At 48.5% G+C, this 23766-nt stretch carries 20 protein-coding genes; 13 read left to right on the forward strand and 7 right to left on the reverse strand.

Annotated features, from left to right (window positions below; translation table 11 throughout):
- Nucleotides 1–45: 45 nt before the first annotated feature.
- From ADINL_RS01155 to ADINL_RS01165, 3 genes are read right to left on the reverse strand one after another with little or no spacing between them, the layout of a single operon-like run.
- Nucleotides 46–1293: a TRAP transporter large permease gene (locus ADINL_RS01155; protein WP_036542857.1), complete on the reverse strand. Its 1248-nt coding sequence runs from the start codon at nucleotides 1291–1293 to the stop codon at nucleotides 46–48.
- Nucleotides 1290–1793 carry a TRAP transporter small permease gene (locus tag ADINL_RS01160; RefSeq protein ID WP_036542860.1) on the reverse strand — a complete coding sequence of 168 codons (504 nt, stop codon included), beginning with the start codon at nucleotides 1791–1793 and terminating at the stop codon, nucleotides 1290–1292. The genes ADINL_RS01155 and ADINL_RS01160 overlap by 4 nt, the downstream gene beginning before the upstream one ends.
- Entirely contained in the window at nucleotides 1794–2792 is a 999-nt protein-coding gene (locus ADINL_RS01165; RefSeq protein ID WP_036542864.1) for a TRAP transporter substrate-binding protein, read from the reverse strand.
- 226 nt (nucleotides 2793–3018) lie between these two features.
- On the opposite strand from ADINL_RS01165, the gene ADINL_RS01170 reads away from it, so the two are divergent.
- From ADINL_RS01170 to ADINL_RS15795, 8 genes are all read left to right on the forward strand, one after another.
- A complete protein-coding gene (locus tag ADINL_RS01170) occupies nucleotides 3019–4407 on the forward strand; it encodes an MBL fold metallo-hydrolase RNA specificity domain-containing protein (RefSeq protein ID WP_036542867.1) in 1389 nt (462 codons plus the stop codon).
- Nucleotides 4408–4624: 217 nt separating this feature from the next.
- On the forward strand, nucleotides 4625–5125 hold the full coding sequence (locus ADINL_RS01175; protein ID WP_036542869.1) for a pilin: 501 nt from the start codon (nucleotides 4625–4627) through the stop codon (nucleotides 5123–5125).
- A 2-nt stretch (nucleotides 5126–5127) separates the two neighbouring features.
- On the forward strand, nucleotides 5128–6906 hold the full coding sequence (locus ADINL_RS01180; protein ID WP_036542872.1) for an O-antigen ligase family protein: 1779 nt from the start codon (nucleotides 5128–5130) through the stop codon (nucleotides 6904–6906).
- Nucleotides 6907–7027: 121 nt separating this feature from the next.
- Nucleotides 7028–8317: a nucleoside recognition domain-containing protein gene (locus tag ADINL_RS01185; protein WP_036542875.1), complete on the forward strand. Its 1290-nt coding sequence runs from the start codon at nucleotides 7028–7030 to the stop codon at nucleotides 8315–8317.
- Between the two features lie 47 nt (nucleotides 8318–8364).
- Entirely contained in the window at nucleotides 8365–9312 is a 948-nt protein-coding gene (locus ADINL_RS01190) for a glycosyltransferase family 2 protein (protein ID WP_036542878.1), read from the forward strand.
- A gap of 25 nt (nucleotides 9313–9337) precedes the next feature.
- Complete coding sequence (locus ADINL_RS01195) at nucleotides 9338–10156, forward strand: ABC transporter permease (RefSeq protein ID WP_036542879.1); 819 nt, start codon at nucleotides 9338–9340, stop codon at nucleotides 10154–10156.
- Nucleotides 10146–11480 carry an ABC transporter ATP-binding protein gene (locus ADINL_RS01200; protein WP_036542882.1) on the forward strand — a complete coding sequence of 445 codons (1335 nt, stop codon included), beginning with the start codon at nucleotides 10146–10148 and terminating at the stop codon, nucleotides 11478–11480. The genes ADINL_RS01195 and ADINL_RS01200 overlap by 11 nt, the downstream gene beginning before the upstream one ends.
- The gene (locus ADINL_RS15795; RefSeq protein WP_051632452.1) at nucleotides 11477–15196 is read left to right on the forward strand and encodes a glycosyltransferase; all 3720 of its coding nucleotides are present in this window, start codon (nucleotides 11477–11479) and stop codon (nucleotides 15194–15196) included. The genes ADINL_RS01200 and ADINL_RS15795 overlap by 4 nt, the downstream gene beginning before the upstream one ends.
- A gap of 160 nt (nucleotides 15197–15356) precedes the next feature.
- On the opposite strand, the gene ADINL_RS01210 is transcribed toward ADINL_RS15795, so the two are convergent.
- From ADINL_RS01210 to ADINL_RS01225, 4 genes are read right to left on the reverse strand one after another with little or no spacing between them, the layout of a single operon-like run.
- Nucleotides 15357–16889 (reverse strand): tripartite tricarboxylate transporter permease, encoded by a 1533-nt coding sequence (locus ADINL_RS01210; protein ID WP_051632453.1) that lies wholly within the window; start codon nucleotides 16887–16889, stop codon nucleotides 15357–15359.
- A 24-nt stretch (nucleotides 16890–16913) separates the two neighbouring features.
- Nucleotides 16914–17363, reverse strand: coding sequence for a tripartite tricarboxylate transporter TctB family protein (locus ADINL_RS01215; RefSeq protein ID WP_036542886.1), 450 nt, complete (start codon nucleotides 17361–17363; stop codon nucleotides 16914–16916).
- Nucleotides 17364–17392: 29 nt separating this feature from the next.
- A complete protein-coding gene (locus ADINL_RS01220) occupies nucleotides 17393–18244 on the reverse strand; it encodes an N-formylglutamate amidohydrolase (protein ID WP_036542889.1) in 852 nt (283 codons plus the stop codon).
- A gap of 26 nt (nucleotides 18245–18270) precedes the next feature.
- Nucleotides 18271–19245 (reverse strand): Bug family tripartite tricarboxylate transporter substrate binding protein, encoded by a 975-nt coding sequence (locus ADINL_RS01225; RefSeq protein ID WP_051632454.1) that lies wholly within the window; start codon nucleotides 19243–19245, stop codon nucleotides 18271–18273.
- 158 nt (nucleotides 19246–19403) lie between these two features.
- Here ADINL_RS01225 and ADINL_RS01230 point away from each other — a divergent pair, with 158 nt between their 5' ends.
- The 5 genes from ADINL_RS01230 (at nucleotide 19404) to ADINL_RS01250 (ending at nucleotide 23765) form a co-directional block, all read left to right on the forward strand.
- Entirely contained in the window at nucleotides 19404–20309 is a 906-nt protein-coding gene (locus ADINL_RS01230; RefSeq protein WP_051632455.1) for a LysR substrate-binding domain-containing protein, read from the forward strand.
- A gap of 308 nt (nucleotides 20310–20617) precedes the next feature.
- Nucleotides 20618–21631 (forward strand): GSU2403 family nucleotidyltransferase fold protein, encoded by a 1014-nt coding sequence (locus ADINL_RS01235; protein ID WP_036542893.1) that lies wholly within the window; start codon nucleotides 20618–20620, stop codon nucleotides 21629–21631.
- A 181-nt stretch (nucleotides 21632–21812) separates the two neighbouring features.
- Nucleotides 21813–22109, forward strand: a complete 297-nt coding sequence (locus ADINL_RS01240) for a hypothetical protein (RefSeq protein WP_036542895.1) — start codon at nucleotides 21813–21815, stop codon at nucleotides 22107–22109.
- Nucleotides 22110–22162: 53 nt separating this feature from the next.
- Nucleotides 22163–22582, forward strand: a complete 420-nt coding sequence (locus tag ADINL_RS01245) for a hypothetical protein (protein ID WP_152547588.1) — start codon at nucleotides 22163–22165, stop codon at nucleotides 22580–22582.
- A gap of 91 nt (nucleotides 22583–22673) precedes the next feature.
- Entirely contained in the window at nucleotides 22674–23765 is a 1092-nt protein-coding gene (locus ADINL_RS01250; protein ID WP_036542901.1) for a pyridoxal phosphate-dependent aminotransferase, read from the forward strand.
- Nucleotide 23766: the final 1 nt, after the last annotated feature.

Genomic DNA, 23766 nt, shown 5'->3' on the forward strand with positions numbered 1-23766 from the left:
GCATTTTTTTGATTTAGAGCCATCGGCAGTCTATACCGAAAATGCTCAGATCATCATCGGTAAATACACCACCAGCATCAGCACGCCGATCAGTACCAGCAAATAGGGAATAATGGCACGGGTGATCTGCTCCAGCGGTAGCTGTGTGACGGAAGAGGCCACATACAGATTGATCGCCACGGGCGGTGTGATCATACCGATGGCCAGGCCGACCACAATAATCAGACCAAAATGGATCGGGTCGATCCCGATCTGAGTGACCAGGGGAAGCAGTACCGGCGTCAGAATAATCAGTGCACTGGCGGTTTCGATAAAGATACCGGTGATCAGAATCACGGCGACTACCAGCAGCATAATCATGTAAGGGTTGCTAGAGTAGGACAATACGGTTGCTGCCAGCTGGCTGGGGACTTGCCAGCTCGACAAGGTCCAGCTCAATACGGCAGACATGGCAATCACCAGCATAATCACCGATGTGGTCATCGCCGAGCGCAGCAGAATTGTGTATATCTGTCGCAGGGTCAAGTCGCGGTAAATAAACAGTGACACGATCAATGCATAGTTTACGGCGACTACCGCGGCTTCGCTGGGTGTGAAAATACCTGAAAAAATCCCGCCTAAAATAATCACCGGCGTCATCAGTCCCCAACTTGCACTTCTCAGCGTTACCCAGATGGTTCTAAGCGACAGGGGCGTGCCTTTAGGATAGTTGCGGCGGTAGGCTTGTATGATAGCAATCATCATCAGGCCAATACCCATCGCCAGTCCTGGCAAAAAGCCACTGAGAAAGAGTTTCGCGACAGATTCCTGAGCGATGACCGCGTAGATAATCATCGGTACTGACGGCGGAATCACCACACCAATGGTGCCACTGGCAGCAATCAGGCTTGCGGAAGATGCCGGGTCATAGCCCTTGCGCTTCAGCTCGGGTACCAGTGTTGAACCCACAGCGGCAGTGGTGGCTGCGCCTGAACCGGAGATGGCGGCAAAGAACATGCCTGCCATAACCGAGACAATAGCCAGCCCGCCTTTCAAAAAGCCGAACAGCGCATCGGCAAAATTCACCAGCTTTTCACTGATCTTGCCCTGTGCCATCAGGTCGCCGGTCAGAATGAACATGGGTACAGCCACGAGTGCAAAGGAGTTTATACCCTGGAACATCTGCTGTGTGACCACCATCAGCGGCACACCCTGAGCATGCAGCGCAATCAGGGTGCTGGCACCTATGGCAAACGCGATAGGTAAACCCAGCAGCATAAAGAGCAGGAACAGCAGAAACAGTACACCAGTCATAGCGAGGACTCTTCAGGCTGACAGGGAGTGGACTTGAATATCAATTCCAGCAAATCCACCAGCGCGTAAAAGAAAATCAGTGCCGCACTGATGGGCATTACGGCATAGACATAGGACATTGACCAGCGTAAGGATGGTGAACGCTGAAAGCTCTGCACCTGCATGTATTCATAACCAATCATGGCCAACTTGGCCATAAATGCCAGCAGGATCAGGCAGGCCAGTCCTTTTGCCCAGTGACGCAGTGAGGCGGGCAGGGCATCTACCGCAAAATTCACAGCAATATGACGTCCTTGCTGAAATGCCAGCGCGCCGCCCAGAAATGTAATCCAGATCAGCAGAAAGCGCGCCACCTCCTCAGTCCAGGGGACGGCATTAAAAAAGACTCGGGACACTATCTGCAGTGTGATCACTGTAATCAGGGCAAGCATCCCCAACACAATGGTCGGCTTCAGAATTAAGCCGACCCCCTGCTCGATGCGGTGTAAAAGACGAATCACTTACTGCAAGGCCTGCTGGATACGTTCCAGGTATTCACCAAACTGGGCACCGTATTTCTCATAGACGGGTGCGATGGCAGCCTGGAAGGCCGCAATATCTGGCTGCTCGACAATGGTCATGCCTGCCGCTCTGAGTGCATCCAGCTGCTCTGCTTCCATATCCGCATTCACCTGACGCTCATGTGCAGCGGCTTCTCTGGCCGCTTGTACCAGAATCTCCTGTGCCTCTGCCGGCAGTTGATTCCAGCTACGCATTCCCATAACAAAAATCGCCGGTGCGTAGGTATGACGTGTCAGTGACATATGTGACTGGGTTTCATTCAGTTTGAAGGAATGAATCACGTTTACAGGGTTTTCCTGTCCATCAATCGTTCCTTGCTGCATGGCGGTCAGCGCTTCAGTCCAGGCCATGGGCACAGCATTCGCGCCCAGTTCACGGAAAGTATCAATATAGACCGGATTTTCCATCACGCGGATACGCAAGCCCTGCAGATCTGCTGGAGAGTTTACCGGACGGCTGCTGTTGGTCAGGTTTCTGAAACCTCGCTCGGCATAGGCCAGTCCTTTCAGATTCACACTGGACAGCGAATCCAGCAAGTCCTGACCGATTGGGCCATCCAGCACTTCATAGGCCTGTTCGGGGGATGCAAACAGGAAGGGCAGTTCAAATACCGCCATCGGCTCAACAAAGTTGGCGACCGGGCCATTGGTAATCACACCCATATCCACCGTGCCAATCTGCATGCCTTCGAGCAATGTGCGCTCATCACCAAGCGAGGCGTTCGGGAAAATTTGTACCGAAACCTTGCCATCAGTACGTTCAGCCACCAGCTCCTGAAACTTGACAGCGGCGATATGAAAGCCGTCCTGCTCGTTTACCACATGCGCCAAACGCAGGGAAACCGGTTTCATGGAGTCCAGCGAGGAAGCCACCGCCTGAGCAGCAGACAGGGTGAGTGCTACAGCACCACCAACAACGAGTTTGTGAATCGCGTTCATGATTATTTCCTTATTGTTAGCTTTTCTAACGCGGGATACCACAAAACGCGGTATCCGTAAAAATCATAGGGGCTTGATTTGTCTGGGCTATATAGCAATAGGCAACAGTATAGTGGCGTTACTGTAAATGCAATAACCTTGATTCTGGTCGCATAAACCCATTAGATGACGTGATAAGGTATTGGTGTACTTAAGACCAAACGCGTAAGCATGAAAAGGATTTCGTATGCATATACTTCACCACGGTGGTGCGACGGGTGTCACCGGTTCCTGCCATCAACTTGTCACTGATTCGGATGCCAGCCTGCTGATCGATTGTGGTCTGTTTCAGGGAGATGAGCAGACGCAGAATCTGTCTGTCGACTTTCCGATTGAGTCACTGAATGCCTTGATCTTGACCCATGTACATCTAGATCATGTGGGGCGTTTGCCCTGGTTGCTGGCGGCAGGCTATGACGGCCCGATCTATTGCAGCAAGCCGTCGGCAGCCTTATTGCCCCTGGTGCTTGAAGATGCCTTCCGACTGACCTTCAGCCGCGATGCAAAACGCCTGTCTGCCTATCTGGACCGGGTGTCCCGGCAACTCAGGCCGCTGGATTACAAGGTCTGGTATCCGTTATATCAGACCACCCAGCATCAGGTTCGGGTGAGGCTACAGCGGGCAGGGCATATTCTGGGGTCAGCCTATGTTGAAATCGATGTGTGTCATCAGCACACCCGAGCGTCCCGGCGCGTGGTGTTTTCCGGTGATCTCGGCGCGCGCTACACGCCACTGCTGCCTGCCCCCAAATCGCCTTATCGGGCCGACTGGCTGGTGCTGGAAAGCACCTATGGCGATCGACAGCATACTGGCCGGTCGCAACGCAAAGCGCGGTTACGTGAAGCTATTCAGCGTGCACTGCGTAATCAGGGAACCGTGTTGATACCCGCATTCAGTATGGGGCGTACTCAGGAACTGCTATATGAGCTGGAAGAGATTCTGCATACCTATGCAGACAAGCCTGTTCATGACGGGCTGGACTGGTCACAACTGCCGGTGATACTGGATTCGCCGCTGGCCAGTAAAATCACTGAATGCTACCGCACCCTGCAACCCTGGTGGAACGAAGAAGCGCATCAGCGTTTGCGTCAGGGACGACGTCCGCTGGCATTTGAACAATTACTGAAGGTAGAAAGTCATGATGCTCATCTGCGCATGCTGCATCATCTTGCCAGTTCGGCACGTCCTGCCGTGGTCATTGCAGGCAGTGGTATGTGTCAGTCAGGTCGAATCGTCAATTATCTTAAACGCATGTTACCAGACCCGCGCCATGCGGTGTTGTTTGTCGGATACCAGGCATCGGGTACACCGGGACGTCATATTCAGCAGTATGGTCCTCAGGGCGGTTATGTTGATCTGGATGATGCACGTGTGGATATACGTGCACAGATAGACACCCTGAGTGGTTACTCAGCTCATGCAGATCAACAGGGACTGGTGCAGTTTGTTAAAGGCATGCGGCATAAACCCCACACCCTGCATCTGGTGCATGGTGAGGTGTCGGCACGTCAGGCATTGGCAGGGGCGCTGCGAGACCAGATTCCGGCCTTGAATGTGACCAAAATTGTCACCTGAAGTGTCCGGTAGCGTCAGCTTTTAGCCTGGATGACAGAATTGGACATCTGGTCAATTAGTAAAACCCAATATAAATCAAGATCAATCAAGCGTTTGAAGGGTTTTTGACCTGCATCAGTACATTGGCACGTGGAATGCATATCATTGAGTAAAGCTACCTGACTCCACAAGGATCCGGAGCTTGAATACAACTGACTAACTCGCTGGAGTAAAGACTATGAAAAAGCAACAGGGTTTCACCCTTATTGAGTTGATGATCGTTGTCGCTATCATCGGTATCTTGGCTGCGATTGCGTTGCCGGCGTATCAGAACTATACGAACAGAGCTAAAATGTCAGAGGTCATTCTGGCAGCAAGTACGTGCCGAACCACTATTTCTGAGCATTATCAGACAGGTACTACTGCACCTACAGTTGGTGGTCAGTGGGGGTGTGAGTCAGCAAATCCTAGCACTCAGTATGTAGGCGCTGTCGCTACAACTCAAAATGGCGCTATTCGTGTAACGATTCAAAATATTGGTACTGGGATTGATGGTGGATTCGTTTATCTTGAGCCTATGGCTAATGATACCACTGCTTTGGCAGCGGCAAGCGTTGGCCAGACAGTTGTGAATCGGTGGCGTTGTGGTGGTTCCAACGCAGCAGTGCTTCAAGCTTTGCCTGGGTCTTGCAGTCATAACTATTCTACTGCACCATCCGGAACATTTGCATCTAACTAATCATGTTGCATAACGTCAAGGCCCTGATTGTTTCAGGGCCTTTTTGTATAGTAAGAGATAAATTTAAAAGCCACTTTTCTGTTGATGGCTTTGTTGCTGCTGTGTTTTTTGTTTGTCTTAATGTATCTTCATTTTTATTCTACGAGAATATAGGATATGTTGGGATTTACATCCCGTTTAATTCTTTGATTTTATTCTCTGTTTTTGTTTTTTTTGCTGTTTTTGTTTTTTTTAGGCGTGCTGAAAATTTCTATTTTCCTGCTTTTTTTTGGATTATTTTAGTATCTTTATTTTTATATGTTGCCCGTTTTTTTTTGGAAGATGGTGGTGGTTTATTAAGTTTTAATAGGTTTTGGTTTTTGCTTCTGGGCGTGTTTTTTTTTGTGGCGGTTTTTCAGCTTGATTTGAGTCTCCGTGGTAGATATTTTTTAGTTTTCTCATTGGTTTTTTTTATATTTTTGCACTCATGTGTTGCAATAGTTCAAGTGATTCCTGGTCAGTTTTTATATGGCTATGTGCCGCATTTGCAATTTCGTAACTCTCCTATAGGTATGTTTCAACAGGTAAATGTATTGGCTGTTTTGGTTGCCTGTGGTTGTGCTCTTGTTTTTTATTTGGCCGTAGATTCGATTTATATAAAATTGCCATTTTCCATAAGGTTTTTTTTGTGGCTTTGTGGTTTTGTTTTTGGCTTTGTTTTGCTTTTGTTGGGGTCAAGAATTGGATTTTTGGGATTCGCTTTAGTTGTTTTTTCTTCCTCTGTATATGCGTTTATATTTCCGGTTAGCCGTAAGATTGTTTTTTTTATGGCTGTGCTTATGTCGCTTGGTGGTGTATCTTCTTCATTGACTAGTGATGGTCTTTTTCGAGTTGTATCTAAAGTTGAAAATATAGCGACGGGAAATGATGTTAGAATCAACCTATATAAAACAAGCTTTGATTTAGTTGGTGATGGTGTAATTTTAGGGCATGGTATTGGTTCTTTTCAGAGTGTTTTTCATGAAAAGGCAGCATACTTAAATAAAGAGGCGGAGGGTCACTTTAGTATAGGGCCTTCTACATATACCCATCCGCATAATGAGCTTCTTTATTGGTGGATTGAGGGTGGTATTTTGTGGGGTTTTTCTTTTTTGTTGTTGATATTTTTTGTTTTGCTTGGTCTATTTCTTTCTGATTTTAAATCGTCTTTTTTTCTGTCTGTCTCCATTGTTTTGTTCTTGATTCATTTGATGGTTGAGCTTCCTTTTTATATTTCATATTATCATTATTTTTTGTTTTTATTTCTTGTTGCGCTTGTTTTTAAAAGTGGTGATTTTTTCGTGATTGACTTGGGTGATAAATTTCGGTTTTTTAATTCATTGTATTTTTTTAAGTTTATGTTTTTTTCTTTGTTTTTAATGTTTATGTTTTTTTCTTTGGTTTTGTTTTCTTATAGCAAGAATTTATATGATAGCTCTATTGGTGATGGAGAATTTTGTGATAGTGAATATTTTTTGTATAAGGCTTTTTACGAGTATCGTGATGTTTTTTGTATGGGGCGGAGGCTTAGCATCTCAATGGGGTCAGGTGATGTTTCTTTTGTTTTTGATTATATTGAGTGGGCTGAGAGTTATATTAAGGAAGTGCCGAGTATCGATGTTTATGCTTCATTAATTCGTGCTAATTACTATGTTGGCAATTTGGATGAGTCGGGGGATTATTTAAATCATTTGATTTATTTGTATCCTGATAACCAGTATGTTCGTGCTTTTTATAAAAAGCATTACAGTTTTTATGAGTAGTTTTTTGTTCTACGTAAGACATAGTCCAGCTATATACTGATATTTTAACCCCTCTACACCTATTGCCCATTTCTCGATAAGATAGTCAGAGCGCCCATCCCTCAACGGACTGTCATACACTATGAATCTGATCTTCCTCGGTATCGTTCTGATCGCTGTTATGGTCGCCGGTGTGCGTCAGTGGATGCATACGCCCCAGGAGGGTGTTGCCGCCCCGATGGAGGTGTTGTCTTCCGGTATGATCAGTTCTGCACAGGGAGCGGTAGAGCTGGCGCTGGGGTTGGTGGGTGTGATGACGCTGTTTCTGGGCTTGATGAAAGTGGCAGAAGCGGGTGGGTTACTGACAATTATTGCGCGTTTGATTCGTCCACTGATGGTGCGTTTGTTTCCTGATGTGCCGCCTGATCATCCGGCCATGGGTGCCATGATTTTGAATATGTCCGCGAATGCGCTGGGGCTGGGAAATGCGGCCACGCCTTTCGGTATCCGTGCCATGCAGGAGCTGGACAAGTTGAATCCTCAACCGGGTACCGCTACCAATTCCATGGCGTTGTTCCTGGCAATTAATACGTCCAGTATCACACTCCTGCCTACCGGCGTGATTGCTATTCGCGCAGCTGCTGGATCTGCAGACCCGGCGGGTATTTTGCCAACCACTCTGTTTGCCACCATTTGTGCCACAATTGCTGCGATCTGTGCGGCCACACTCTATCGGCGCTGGTTCCCGGTCCGTCCCGATCCTTCTGCGCTCAATATGGAGCGCCCCTGGGTGACAGACGCGGCGGATACCTCACCGGTACAGGACAGTGGTGCCTATCCATTTTGGGTATCGGTGACCGCTTTAGTACTGATCGTCTCCATGATTCCGTTAATGGTGCTCTATGGGCAATCGGTGTCTCCCTGGATTATGCCGATGCTGATGCTGGGCTTCCTGCTGTTTGGCGCACTGCGCGGGGTGCGGATTTATGAAGTGTTTGTCGAGGGTGCCAAAGAAGGCTTTCAGGTTGCGTTGCGGATCATTCCCTACTTGGTGGCGATCCTGGTAGCGGTGGGAATGTTCCGTGCCAGTGGCGCAATGGAAATGATGGTGTCGGCCATCGGTGGCTTTACCTCCCGTTTTGGCCTGCCACCCGAGGCGCTACCCATGGCGCTATTGCGTCCGCTATCCGGATCGGGGGCTTATGGTGTGATGGCGTCTGTCATCAATGATCCGGCGATTGGTCCTGACAGCTATATCGGTTATCTGGTGACGACCCTGCAGGGATCGACCGAAACCACCTTCTATGTACTGGCGGTGTATTTCGGTGCGATTCAGGTGCGCCGTTTGCGCCATACACTGGCCGCTGCGCTGACCGCCGATGTAGTGGCGGTAATTGCGGCGGTTGCGGTGTGCAGTTATCTGTTTTTGTAATCGTAATATGGTATTAATAGGGGCTAATACTTGTTAAAGCAGTTGTTATGTCCGAGATAAAAAGAAAAATTGATTCAGCACATGTTGCGATTCTGATGTGCACCTGCAATGGCGAACGTTTCCTGCAAAATCAGTTGGATTCGATTGCAGCACAAACGCATACCAATTGGTCTTTGTGGATCTCTGATGATGGTTCGCGTGATACCACCCTATCTATTGCATCCGGTTTTCAGCAGCAATGCGAACTAGGACAGGTGCATTTGCTGTCAGGTCCTGAGGCTGGATTTGCACTGAACTTTTTACATCTGGTTGCCAATGAAACGGTTGATGCAGTTTTTTATGCCTTTTCCGATCAGGATGATGTCTGGCATAAAGATAAACTGGCCCGCGCATTGAACAGGCTGGATTCTGTCCCTGAACATATTCCGGCACTTTACTGCGCACGTACCCGCTTGGTGAACGCCAAGGGGGAGTTTATCGGTTTGTCACCTTTGTTCAGTAAACCTCCTGGCTTTGCCAATGCACTGATGCAGAATATCGGAGGCGGTAATACTATGGTGTTCAATCGTGCTGCCCGAGACCTGTTGAAAGCGGTGGGTTTGCGAGCTGATGTTGTGACACATGACTGGTTAGCATACATTTTGGTGAGTGGAGCAGGTGGTCATGTTGTGTATGATGCTGAGCCCTGCCTTAATTATCGCCAGCATGATGGAAATCTGGTGGGAATGAATGCAACTTGGGCTGCCCGTATCAAGCGCATTCGTATGTTATGGCAGGGGCGCTTTCGGCAATGGAATGACGCCCATATGCGCGTGTTGTCTTTACATGCGCATCGACTGACCGATGAAAACCGTGCGTTACTTGAGGAGTTTGCCCGGGCTCGAAACCAGCAGTTGTTACCGCGCTTAATCCGGCTGAAGAAATCTGGCATTTATCGACAGACGTTGCTGGGTAATCTTGGGTTAATTGTCGCTGCGGTGTTTAAGCGCTTATGAGCTGCTAGCTATGGAGAGTCGCTGAGTGCAAATCTTTTCTGTTCATCCTCGTGCGATGCTGCTGAGCATCTGGCAGCATCGCGAGTTGATCAAGGTCTCAACACGACGTGAAGTGCTTGGCCGCTATCGCGGTTCTATGGCCGGGTTGTTGTGGTCATTTATTACACCTGTCTTTATGTTGTTAATCTTTACGTTCGTATTCAGTGTGGTATTCAGTGCTCGCTGGGGAAGTGGCGGTGAGTCAAAAACCCAGTTTGCGTTGTTATTATTCGTGGGCCTGATTCAGTTCAATCTTTTTGCCGAGTGTGTAAATCGTGCCCCAGGTATCATTTCTGCCAATGTGAACTATGTCAAAAAAGTGATTTTTCCACTGGAGATACTTCCGGTGGTAGCGCTGCTCTCGGCGTTGTTTCATGCATCGGTCAGTCTGCTGGTGTGGATATTGGCCTATCTGTTTTTTGAAGGCTTGCCGAGCATCACGCTCCTTTGGCTACCTTTGGTGATGTTTCCTTATGTACTGTTGTTGTTAGGTTTGCTATGGATGTTGTCCTCTTTAGGCGTTTACCTGCGTGATATCGTGCAACTGGTTGGCGTTATGACTACAGCTTTGATGTTCTTGAGTCCGGTGTTTTATCCAGTAACCGCATTGCCTGAGCAGTATCAATTCCTGTTTTACTTGAATCCACTGACCCCGGTGATTGAACAAAGCAGGCTGGTGCTGTTTTATGGCCAGTCGCCAGTGGTGTCCATTTTAATGCTCTACTGGGGTGTTGGGTTAGTTGTTGCCTGGCTTGGTTTTGCCTGGTTTCAGAAAACACGAAAGGGATTTGCAGATGTCCTCTGATGAAGTGATTCGGGTAGAGGGGCTATCCAAGTGTTATGCGTTGTATGAGCGGCCCTATCATCGATTGAAGCAGTTTGTGCTACCGCGTGTTCAGCGCATGGCAGGCAGAAAACCCGGTTGCTACTATCGGGAGTTCTGGGCACTCAGGGACGTCAGTTTTTCGATCAGAAAGGGGGAGGCGCTGGCCATTATTGGCCGTAACGGCAGTGGCAAGTCAACCTTGTTGCAGTTGATTTGCGGTACGCTCAATCCTTCGCTTGGGCTGTTGCATACTCAGGGGCGTATTGCAGCACTGTTAGAGCTGGGATCTGGCTTTAATCCCGAGTTTACTGGCCGTGAAAATGTCTACCTGAATGCCAGCATTCTGGGGCTTAGCAAAGCTCAGATTGATGAGCGGTTTGATAAAATTCGGTCTTTTGCTGACATCGGTGAGTTTATTGACCAGCCGGTAAAGTGCTATTCCAGTGGCATGATGTTGCGGCTTGCCTTTGCGGTGATAGCCCATGTAGATGCGGATATTCTGGTGATTGATGAGGCCCTGGCTGTAGGGGATGCTGTTTTTACTCAGAAGTGTATGCGATTTATCAGGCGCTTCAGGTCGACAGGTACATTGGTATTCGTTAGTCATGAGATGGGATCTGTTTTGAATCTGTGTGACAGGGCGTTGTGGTTGCATGAAGGTCGGTTGCAGCAGATAGGTGATGCCAAAACCATTGCAGAACAGTATCTGCACTTTACTCAGCAATTAATCTATAGCGATGAAGTTGAGTTGCAACAGACTTCTGTAAAGCCTGTCACTGAGATATCCCCTCAGCCTTCACAGCCGGTTGATTATGGCAGTGAGTTTTATGTAGACGATAATCTGAGCGATGCGAATGGCTGGAAAACCGGTGCCGGAGAAATTCTGTCAGTGGAGTTTGAAAATCTGTCAGCGCCTGGCGCTGTCCTGCAGGGTGGAGAAACCGTTCGTTTACGCATCCGTGCTGTGGCGCATCAGTCGATGGAGGCACCAATACTGGGATTTGTGGTACGCGATCGCTTGGGACAGGATTTGTTTGGAGAAAATACACTGATCCACTCTGCAGAGTCCCCCCTTTCTGTATCGGCCCATAGTCTGTTCGAGAGTGGTTTTGAGTTTGTTTTACCGATGTTGCCGAATGGCCAGTATTCGGTGATGGCCTCTCTGGCAGATGGGGATCTGTACCAGCATATTCAACATCATTTGTTACATGACGCACTGATTCTGACGGTATCATCCAGCAAGGTCCGTTGGGGGCTGGTAGGTGTTCGTTTTCATCGTGTTTTTTTAAGAGAGACTCAATGACTTCATTAGCTATGCTTTATGAGCAGCATCAGGGAAAGGTGTCTGATAAGTGGCACTGTTATCTGCCAGTCTATCAGCGTGTTTTTGAGCCTTATCAGACACAGTCGGTCAGTTTGCTGGAAATTGGTATTCAGAATGGTGGCTCGCTGGAGATCTGGAGTCAGTTTTTTCCATCAGGTAAGCACTTTGTTGGATGCGATATCAATTCACGCTGCAACGTGCTGACGTATGATGATCAGCGTATTTCATTTGTCGTTGGTGATGCCAACAGTGACATTACAGAACACCAGATTTGTCAGATTGTTCAAGGCTTTCATCTGATTATTGACGATGGTTCCCATCGTTCCAGTGATATCGTCAGATCCTTTTGTCGTTACTTTCCTTATTTGGAAGCTGGTGGTACCTATGTTATAGAGGATATTCATTGTAGCTATTGGCAGGGATTCGAAGGTGGCTTGTATTATCCTTTCTCATCAATTGCTTTCTTCAAACGCCTGGTTGATGTGGTTAATCATGAACACTGGGGGAATGGTAAAACACGTGCGTCTTTGCTGAAGGGGTTTGCACAGCAGTATGGGGTATGTTTTCCTGAAGATGTTCTGGCTCAGATACATTCAATTGAATTTGTGAACTCGATGTGCATTGTTCGCAAAGCATCGGTCCAGTCAAATCAGTTAGGACCGAGGGTGATTGCAGGACAGGATGAAGCGATTGTGGGGGGGCACTTGTCTCTGCAAGGGCAGTTTGCCGCCCCTGTACATGAGTATCACAATGAGTGGGCGCTACTGGAAAGTGCCCCCGACGAAGCCTATGAATCTCTTCGGACACAGTTGCAGGCACTGCACGTGAGTGTTGCGCAACACGAGGGGCAGGTTCAGGCACTGCAGGCTGAGGTGCTGGCTCTGCGTAGTTCGACCAGTTGGCGTGTGACGGCTCCTCTGAGAGCGTTGGGCACTGCCCGCTGGCGCCTAAAACACGCGTTGACAAATTTCTGCAGACTGGTGCGACAGTCTGGTGGATCCGTGCTGGCAATAAAGAAAATGGTGCGCCTTTATAAGCGTGAGCGCTGGGCCGGTATTCAGCGGGTATGCCGAAATGTTGGATCTTTTCATCAAGTTGATGCCAGCCTTCCGGATATAGATCGGAATGACTATATTGAGTGGGTCAAGCGTTATGACACCCTGGATGACTCTGCACGCGAGTCGATTCGCAGAGCGGCCGCCAACTTGACTTCTCAGCCCAGAATATCGGTGGTGATGCCGGTTTATAATCCACCGATCAAATACCTTAAACTGGCAATTGAATCAGTGCAGAAGCAGCTGTATGAACACTGGGAATTGTGTATTGCAGATGATGCATCTACTGATCCTGACGTTGCCTGTGTGTTACAGGACTATGCCCGTTCAGATCCACGTATAAAAATTGTATACCGGCCGGAAAACGGACATATTTCGGCAGCATCGAATTCAGCGTTAGCGATTGCTACCGGAGACTATATAGCGCTCCTGGATCAAGATGATTTGCTGTCTGAGCAGGCACTGTATTACGTGGCGTTGGAAATCAGCCGCTATCCGGATGCGGTGCTTATCTATTCTGATGAGGACAAGATAACCACACAAGGACTTCGTTATGGTCACTATTTTAAAAGCGACTTTAACTATGAGTTGTTTCTTTCGCAAAATATGATTTCTCATCTGGGAGTCTACCGACGTGACGTGGTGAATTCAGTCGGTGGTTTCAGAGAAGGGTTTGAAGGTTCTCAGGATTATGATCTTGCATTAAGAGTAATTGAAAAGGTCACCCTCCAACAAATACGTCATATCCCCCAAGTTCTATATCACTGGCGAGCAATTCCGGGTAGTACGGCTTTGTTTATTGATGAAAAAAACTATACATCGGAAGCCTCTATCAAAGCTGTTCAGGAGCATTTAGATCGAACAGGCAGGAAAGGCTCGGTAATGCCCGCATCAGGTATTCCAAATTTCAATCGGGTGCGTTACGCCCTGCCGGAAGAACTACCCTTGGTCTCTATTGTGATTCCGACACGTGATCAGCCAGGTCTGCTGAAAACATGTCTGGACTCTGTTTTTGAAAAGACAACCTATCCATATTATGAAGTGATTATTGTCGATAATGGCAGTGTTGAACCTGAAACACGGGAGCTGTTCAGTCGGCTGCCAACAGATAAGGTTCGTATTATTCGTGATGACTCTCCATTTAACTATTCCAGATTGAATAACCGGGCTGTAGAGCTGGCTCAGGGAGAGTTGGTATGCCTCATGAATAACGATATAGAGGTACTGACATCTGATTGGATAGAAGAGATGGCCGCCTATGCCTTACAGCAGGATATTGGTTGTGTCGGTGCCAGGCTCTGGTACCCGAATGGTACGTTACAACATGCCGGCGTTGTTCTGGGAATAGGTGGTGTGGCAGGGCATGTCCATAAAGAGCTACCGAAAAATCTTCATGGTTATGCAGGCAGAGCCATGCTGTCGCAGAGCTTCAGTGCCGTGACGGGGGCCTGCTTGATGGTCCGCAAAAGTGTCTGGCAGCAGGTGAGGGGGTTGGATGAAGACCTCGCAGTTGCTTTTAATGATATAGATTTCTGCTTGCGTGTTCAGCAGGCCGGCCTGCGAAATGTTTGGACAGCTTTTGCTGAAATGATTCACCACGAATCAGTGAGCCGTGGCGGAAATGACACGCCAGCAAAGCAGGCGCTGTTCGCAAAAGAAGTTGCTTTTATGCAGTCCCGATGGGGGGCTTCTTTATACAATGATCCTTTCTACAATAAGAACCTGACGCTGATATATGAAGATTTCTCACTGGCCTGGCCAGAGCAGCCTGAACCGGATGCTGGAGATTATTTGACTCATAATGACTCACTGCAACTGACCCGGGAAAACAAGATACTGTGGGGGCTGGATACTCAGGGTAAAGGTTTGGAAATAGGCCCTAGCCACAACCCGATAGCACCTAAAAAGAAAGGTTATGATGTTGAGATACTGGATCATTTAAGTGCTGCTGATTTGCGCAAGAAATACGCTGGAGCTGGCGTTAATATTGAAAATATAGAAGACGTTGATTATGTCTGGACCGGTGAGTCTTACTTAAAGTTGATTGGAAAACAGGAGGCCTATGACTGGATAATTGCCAGTCATGTGATTGAGCATGTACCTGATTTTATTAGCTTCCTACAGCAGTGTGAGCGGTTGTTGAAGGATAATGGACGTTTGGCACTGGCGGTACCTGACAAACGCTTTTGCTTTGATTTTTTTGGTTCATTAACGACATCAGGCAATATTATTGATGCACATCTGGCTCAACGCTCAAGGCCCAGTACCGGGCAAATTTTTGACTTTTATGCCAACTCGGCTTCCAGAAGAAGTGGTATTGCCTGGTCCCAGGATGGTCAGGGTGATGCTGATACCTTGACGTACCCCATACATGATGCACTTGCTCACTGGAAAAGAGCGATAGAAGCTGATGACTATACTGATGTGCATTGTTGGCGATTTACGCCTGCCTCTTTTCAGCTGATCATCCATGACTTGGCAGTGGCGGGCTATATAGATCTGGAAATCAAGCATGCTTTTGATACAGAGGGCTGTGAATTTTTTGTCACCCTGGGCAGGAAAGGTGCGCTTTTGAAAGCCAGTGACCGTTTGTCTGCATTGAAGTCAATTGTTGCAGAAAATACTTATACCAATACTTGATACTGTGTTACGCAGCGTTCATATATTCAGAAGGAATGCGGGACAGGCTTCTCTGAACTTGTTTTGCCGATACACTGGCCGCCGCACTGACCGCCGATGTGGTGGCAGTGATTGCGGCGGTTGCGGTGTGCAGTTACCTGTTTTTGTAGCAAATTGATGATTATCCGGCTTCGCTTTTGATTGCGTTTGTGTGTTTATGGGTAGATCGTTTTCGTGCATTTATACAGTAAGAGACAATTGCCCAACTAATGATCAGTGCAGCAACAGCCAGCAGGCTGGCGCTGATTGGCCGAGAAATGAATACGGTTATATCTCCTCGTGCCAGCAATAATGCTCGACGGAAGTGCTCTTCCATCATGGGCCCCAGAATAAAGCCCAATAGAAGTGGCGCTGCATCCCAACGCAATAGCGACATGAAATAGCCCATCACCCCAAAAATAAATACCATGATGATATCGAAGGTGTTGTTGTTCACGCTGTATACCCCGATGCTGATGAATACCAGAATGGCCGGGTAAAGTGCTGCATAGGGGATGCGGAGTAGTGATACCCAGATGCCAATCATCGGGATGTTGAGGATCACCAGCATGATGTTGCCGATAATAAAACTTACCATCAATCCCCAGAACAGGTCTGGCTGCTGGGTAATGAGTTGTGGGCCTGGAGTGATGCCGTGAATAATCAAGGCTCCCAGTATTAAAGCCATGACAACATCACCGGGAATGCCAAGTGAGAGCGTAGGTATAAAGGAAGTTTGCGCGCCTGCATTATTGGCGGATTCAGGCGCAGTGAGTCCTTCAATGGCACCCTTACCAAATCGTGACGGGTCTTTAGCGACTTTTTTCTCTACAGCATAGGACATGAATGAGCTTAGTGATGCGCCTGCACCTGGCAGTGATCCGAGAAAGGATCCTATGCCTGAGCCGCGTAGCATGGGGAATACTGAATCACGAAACTCCTGTTTTGTCGGAATCATGCTCTTCAGCGTGATTTTATCTTTAACCTTGGGAGCATCGTCATTATTGGCGCTTTGTACCACTTCACTGAGGCCAAACATGCCCATGGCGAGTGCGAGCAGGCTAATACCATCCCAGAGTTCTATATAGCCAAAGGTAAAACGATTGACGCCTGTATTGACATCTGTGCCAACAACGCCCATGAGTAGTCCTAATACCACCATACCAAATCCGCGCAGCGCATTGCCTGACGAGAGAATGGAAGCGGCAATCAGGCCCAATACCATGAGTGCGAAATACTCGGCGGGACCAAATTTCAGACCAATGGCCGCAATGCCTGGGCTGAACAGGATCAGTGCCAGCATGCCAACTGTCGCACCAATAAAAGACGCAATGGTGGTCATGAAGAGAGCCGCACCTGCGCGCCCCTGCTGTGCCATGGGATAGCCATCCAGGCAGGCGACGACACTGGCTGGATGACCAGGCAAGCGCAGTAATATGGCCGCAGTGGAGCCTCCATATTGTGCACCGTAGTATACGCCAGCCAGCATGACGATGGCGGCTGTTGCCGGAATATGAAAGGTGACTGGAAGGAGTATGGAAATTGCAGCTAGCGCACCAATGCCAGGGAGTACACCTATGAGCGTGCCAAGCGTCACGCCAAAAAAACAGAACATCAGGTTCTCAAGCGTGAAGGCGGTTTGTGCGCCGAGAGCCAGGTTGTTGATCATATCCATGGTTGATCTTCTCCTCTCAGGGTTTTACCACCCTAGACTGAAACGCATGTTCAGTAAGTAATAAAATATCACAACGGTAATTACGGTAACCGCGAAGGTAATTAAGGCTCGCTTGTAAAATGTGAGCTTTTGATCGGCCATTGTTGCGATAAAGGTACTGATACCGGTAGCCAGAATCAGTCCGGCAGGTCTAAGCAAGAGTGCGAATATCAGAATGCTGCCAAGGATTATGCTGGCTTTACGCCATTCAACTCTGATTGGCTCTTCATCCAGGGCTTCAAATAATGAGACAGCCGCTAACGCTATACCAATAAAACCCAGTAGCACACCCAGTACAACGGGGAAAAAGCCAGGCCCCATCCGGGCCAGGCTACCCATGTTATAGCGTTGTGCATACACTGCGGCAAAGATGCCAACGGCGGCAAGTAGTATACCGCTAATCAAATTTCTTCTTTTTAACAGGTTGAACTGCATATCAAGATTCTCTGTTGTTTTTATGAATCTTAACCCAGACGCTGTGTGACGATGTTGAGCATATGGCTCACAACGTGTTGCAGATGAGGACGCAGGGTAGCGTACCCATCGGTAAGTTCACGGGTTTGTTCATTCATGTAAAGTCGACGGTTGATTTCTACTTGAATCGAGTGTTTACCCTGCGCAGGATTTGAATAGGATTTAACCAGTTCAACACCCTTGTAGGGTTTGTTAATCCAGCAACTATACCCTAATTGCTCAAATTGTTCGGCCATGGCGTGTGTGAGCGCTGGATCTGCTGATTCACCGTCACGGTCTCCCAATACGATATCCGGATGCACCAGCCCGGGATGGTTTGTACTAAACGTATCTGAGACGCTGGGCATTGAATGACAGTTCAGGTGCAAGACAAAGCCAAAGTGCTGATGAACACGCTCAATGAGCGCTTCGAGTGCTTGATGGTAGGGGATCCAGTATTGCTGAATGCGTTGTTCAATTTCAGCAATACTCAGTTTGCGCGTGTAGATGGGTTGTCCGTTATCCAGCATGCGCCAGATAAGTCCTTTGCCGAGTTCGACCTTGTCAGTTTGTCGTCGTTCACCGGGCCAGGCTTGCTCCAGCAGCTCTTCATCGATCTCGTAGCGAGATCGGTTGAGGTCGATGTAGCTGCGTGGGAAATGTGCATCCAGACGAGGAATACCCATTTCCGTACTGAATCCGTAGAGCTTTTCAACATGAGTGTCTTCAGCTTGTCGCAGGTCCTGCAGCGTCACTGCATAGCCGAAATCAGTCGGATATTGGGTACCTGAATGGGGTGAATCCAGGACAAGGGGCACAGCCGGAGCCCCCTGAGGGGCTCCGTTAAGAATATAGTTATTCATAGTTTAGGGTCTTTTTTGCAACCGGATTAGTCGAAGGTGAGTTCTGCTGATTCAATGACAAAGCGTGTGTTGGCATTGGCAGACTCGATGGTGTTACGGAATTCTTCAGGTGTATTGCCAACGGGAGTGGCTGATACACTTTGAAGTCGCTCGCGCATGGCGTCGCTGTGAATGACTTTAACAGCGGCGTTATAAATCACTTCAACAACGTCATCAGGCAGGTTTGCTGGCCCTACCAGGCCAAACCAGGCTGGATCGTTGACCATGTCCAGTCCTACTTCAGCAAAGGTAGGAACATCGGGTAATTCTGCAACGCGCTCAGGGTTGGCAATCGCCAGAGGCAAGAGTTCTCCCGCCTGAATATTGGGTAATGATGATGGAAGGTTATCAAAAAACACCTCAACATCACCGGCCAAAACACCTGCCAGAGCAGGACCACCACCCTGATAAGGGATATGCATCATGTCGATTTCACCCTGATGCATGGTGGTTGCACCCATCATGTGGCCAAGGCTGCCGGGACCGGGGGTACCAAAGTTGAGTTTGCCGGGGTTGTTGCGTGCGTACTCCAGGAACTCTGCCATGTTAGAAACAGGTAGGTTAGGGTTGACGCTGACAACATTCGGAACTGCGGCTACGGAGGTGATATGGGTAAAATTCTCCAGTGGATCATAGCCTATTTCAGCGCCTCTGACCGACGGGTTGATGACCAGGGTGGAAACAGTTCCCATACCCAGGGTATAGCCATCAGGACGGGCATTTGCAATTGCATTGGCACCGATGGCACCACCTGCTCCGCCACGGTTATCAACAACAAAAGGCTGGCCCAGTTCGTTGGTGAGTGCTTCGGCCAGTACACGGGCTACGATATCGGTTGAGCCACCGGGTCCAAAAGGGACGATAATGGTGACGGTGTTACTGGGATAGTCTGCTGCATATAACTGCGTTGCCAACAGGCTGGTCGCTGTCAAAGTTGCGATGCGCTTTATTATTTTTACCATTGTGCTCTCCATTGATGGTTATTTCTCACCACTCGATTCTAATCAGAAATCTTGACTTGGATATCGAATAGTAATCATTATGTTATGAGTTTAAGTAATGACACATGGGGCTAATTCCTTGTGTTTTTTATGTTTATTCCAGGTTGCAAGGGACTGTCATGCAGCGTTTCTGTCCAACGATTAATCAGTTGTTATCCTTCGAGTCAGCAGCACGCCATTCGAGTGTGACTCAAGCGGCTAAAGAGCTTTGTGTAACCCAGGGAGCGGTCAGTCGTAATATTCTGAGCCTGGAAGAGTGGCTGGGAGTGGCGCTGTTCGAGCGTATTAATCATCGGCTGATACTGACAGATGCAGGGAAGTTGTATCTGACCAAGGTGCGTCCCAGTATTCATACATTGGAAGCAGCAACTGTCGATTTACGCTCTAATGCATTTAAGTTTGATACGTTAAACCTGGCCTGTGCTCCCACTTTTGCTTCGCATTGGTTAATACCGAAGTTAGCGAGTTTTCAGGCGTTATACCCGGATATTCAGGTTAACTTTATTCCTTATGCATTGGCTGAGTCGTTAATGTTCGAGAATGATTGTACGGCTGTCATACGCTACGGCGAGGGAGTTTGGTCTAATACTGAATCTTTGTATGTGTTGGGTAAGGAGCTGGTTGCTGTTGCATCGCCTCAGCTTGCCAGTTTGATACATGACCCCAATGATTTGGTTGGTAAGCCTTTACTGCACCATACCAGTGTATTACATGCCTGGGAAAGCTGGCGTCAGGTTAACCAGGTTGTAGGACTGGACAGTTACACGGGGATGCGGCTAGAGCAGTACAATATGATTATACAAGCGGCAAAGGCTGGCTTGGGTGTTGCTCTGGTACCTCAGTTTACAGTTGAAAGTCTGGTGCAGGAAGGCTCATTAATGCCGTTGTTTAATAGTGTGATTCAAGGCTGGAAGGGCTATTACCTCTGTTATCCGCAGAAAAACCAGCAACTACGATCGCTTGTGGCATTTCGTGAGTGGCTAGAAAGCCATAAAAAGCGACATAAGAATAGAGTCATCAGATAGAGTAACAGATTATGAGCCTGATCTTCCTCGGTGTCGTTCTGATCGCTGCTGCGTCCGTTATTCGGCTCAGGTGCTTAGGGTGCGATTCAGGTGCGCTGTTTGCGCCATACACTGGCCGCTGCGCTGACCGTCGATGTGGTGGCAGTGATTGCAGCGGTTGCGGTGTGTAGTTACCTGTTTTTGTAGTGGTCCCGCAGATGCCTCGATGAGCTTTGAAATGGCGTTTAACTAAATCCTGCCGTACACTTTGCTATATTTAGTTAAAATCTGGGTTGTATGCTTTAGGTGTAACTGAAGGGAATACTGATATGGGGTATAGGCGACTGGAGTCTGAGCAGGTTCGTGTGGCAGTTAATGCGCGTCAGCTGTTCGAGCAGTTGGAGCAGCACCGTTTGCAGGCAGATAGCGTTGCAGGTTCTATGCACTGGAAAACCATCCATGGCCGTGAGTACCTTTATCGAGCCTATTCCTATGGCAAGAACCGGTCATTGGGCGTGCGCTCTCCTGAGACTGAGCAGATTAAATATAAGTTTGAAAATCGACAGGCAGACTACAAAGCTCGGGAGATTGAATACCGGGATCAGTTCAAAAAATACGCGGCGTATATTAAAGCGAACTACCTTAATCGCTTCCCGCTGGCAGGCGCGCGCGTTCTCCGTTCATTGCATAAACAGAAGATACCTTATCGGCTGATCGGTACGAATGCGCTGTATGCATTTGAAGCTCGGGCCGGGGTGATGATCCAGCCGGAGCATCTTGCAACTGAAGATATGGATGTACTGATGGGTGCTCGCCAGGGAATGCGTATTGTCGCGAATCTGCAGGCGGGGTCGTTGCTGTCTCTTCTTCAAACCAGCGATAAGAGCTTTCGAAGGATTTCTGCTTCCCCGTATGAATTTGCTGCTGCCAATGATAAAGGCTTCCGGGTGGATTTTATTACCCAGGGGACCGGTTCGCCCATGCGACGAAGTGCATTTGATGAGTTGCTGGAAACAGATGATCTGCATCCTGTCGTTATCGATAGTTTGAAGTGGCATGTGTCAGCACCTCATTATGAGGCAATCGTATTTGATATGCAGGGAATGCCGCTGCGTGTTGCGACAGTTGATCCACGTGCTTTTGTACTGCATAAGTGGTTTGTGAGTCAGCAGCCTGATCGTGAGCCAATGAAGCGAACTCGTGATGAAAATCAGGCGCGGCTGGTTGCCACGATGATTCGTAATGAGCTGACAGATCTACCTGTGACCCGAGCCATCAGTCAGATGTTTCCGCATGTCCTTCAAGTCGAGGCTGAAGACGCACTGGATGAGTTTTCGCTATGACCCATCCCTCAGTTCCTCAAATGAAAATAGAGTTACCCGTTTTAGTCAGTGGAGCATCTGTTGCAACTGCATCATAATGATGGCAGAAGTGCATGGAAAAGAGTGCTGTATAATTTGTTTTATGATCTTAAAAGAGGGATGATTTACCCCCATAACCATTCAACGCTGGTTCAGTTTAGTCATGGCAGATAATTACCGTTTAACCACTGATGATGAAAAGTGTATTCGATCAGAGCTACTAGAAGCCGATCCTGAGGGCGATATTTTTTTGTTTGGCTCAAGATCAGATGTATCAAGACGTGGAGGAGATGTCGATATTTTTTTCGAAACCCGTAAAAAGCTGTCTTTAAAGCAAAAGTTGTTATTGGAGTATCGCATTAGATCGAAGTGTGACATGGCTGTTGATTTATTGGTTAAGCAGGTTGATGAGCCGGATGAGATCATTCATCAAATAGCACGTAAGGGCATTCAGTTATGACTAATCCTGCGTTGTCGATATTGAACTCCAACCTGTTGGCGTGTGAGCAGAGAGTGGACAAGTTGATCTATTCGTTGAATAAGATCAGGGGCTTATTTCCCTTGGATGGCCAAGCGCTGGCGCTTTTGTCAGAAGAGCAGGAAGAGTCTATAGATGCACTCATACTTCGCTATTCACAGTCCGTTGCGATGATACAAGATCAGCTTTTCAGAGGTATAGCCTATGTTGAGCAAGAAGATATTTCTGATAAATCCAATCGTGATAAAGCACTGCTGATGGAAAAGCTGGGTGCAATCCAATCGGCTGAAGCGTTTGGATCCGCTGCAATGTTAAGAAATAAATTTGCGCACCATTATCCTGAAGAAACAGCCGCACGGCTGGAAAGATTGAATTTGGTGATTGAAGAGTCTGAATACTTAATTGAAACCTTCCATCAGATCAAAGACTATCTTCACACAAAAAATATAGTGTGATCTTTGTGTAGTCAGGCTCCATATCCCGGCACCCTGAGCACATCTTTCATGCCACTGCCAAACCATCTCAAATCTAAAATCCGGAGGATATGTGAAAGGGCGTTTTCCTGAACACTTGTGTGGCGATGGGCCGGTGAATCCGTTTCCGGGGTTGAAGGCGCTGGAGCGGCGCATTGGGCACGACATTCCCCACCGGCTGGGTTCGAATGAAGGGCTGGATATGCCCCACTCGGTATTGCGTGCCGCGCTGGGAGAGGCCTTTGTGGAGCAGATTCGCAGTTACGGTGATGCGGAAGCCTATGCCTTGCGCCAACGTCTCAGTGAACAGTTGCAGTTACCCCTGGAGGCTCTGCTGGTGGATGCGGGAGCCGATAGTCTGATTGCGCTGGCATTTCGAGGCCTGGTGGCGGTGGGTGAAACGGTGGTGTGTGCAGCGGGGACTTACCCTACGTTTGCCTATTTTGCCCAGGGACACGGCTGTGTACTGGAAGAGGTGCCTTACCATCAGACACCGGAAGTGTTGGCCCCTGATCTGGATGCGCTGGCCGAGCGGGCGATTCAATGTCAGGCTCGTCTGGTGTACCTGGCCAATCCTGATAACCCCAGTGGCTACCTGCACAGCGATGCGGCGATTGCGGCCTTGCGTGACCGTTTGCCGGAGGACTGCTGGCTGTTGCTGGATGAGGCCTATCATGACTTTCGTGATGATGAAACCGACTCGGCTGTGTGGCCGGGTGTGTTGCGTTTGCGGACCTTTTCCAAGGCGCAGGGTCTGGCGGGGCTTCGAGTGGGTTATGCAATAGGTGACCCTGATATGCTGGCGGTGTTGCTGAAAGTGCGTATTCACTATGCGGTGTCGTCGATAGCTCAGCAAGCTGTGTGTCTGCTACTGGATCAGCCGGATGAAGTGGCGCTGCATATACAGCAGGTTAAGGCACGCCGGGCGCGTTTGCGACAGTTGTTGCTGGCGCGCGGTTATCGGGTGATGCCCAGTGATACCAATTTTGTGGCGGTGTGTCTGACGGATGCTGCGCAAGCGATGGCATTGCAGCAGTCTTTGCTGGCAGCGGGTATTCTGGTAGCGCGTCCGGCGCATCCGGCCTTGGCGCATCTGTTGCGTATCACCGCTGTTGAGGATGCATTGACCTGTCTGGCAGATCTGACTCCCTGGCAGGAGGGCTGAG

It is taken from the genome of Nitrincola lacisaponensis (genome assembly GCF_000691225.1).
In the GTDB taxonomy this organism is placed as follows: Bacteria; Pseudomonadota; Gammaproteobacteria; order Pseudomonadales; family Balneatricaceae; genus Nitrincola; species Nitrincola lacisaponensis.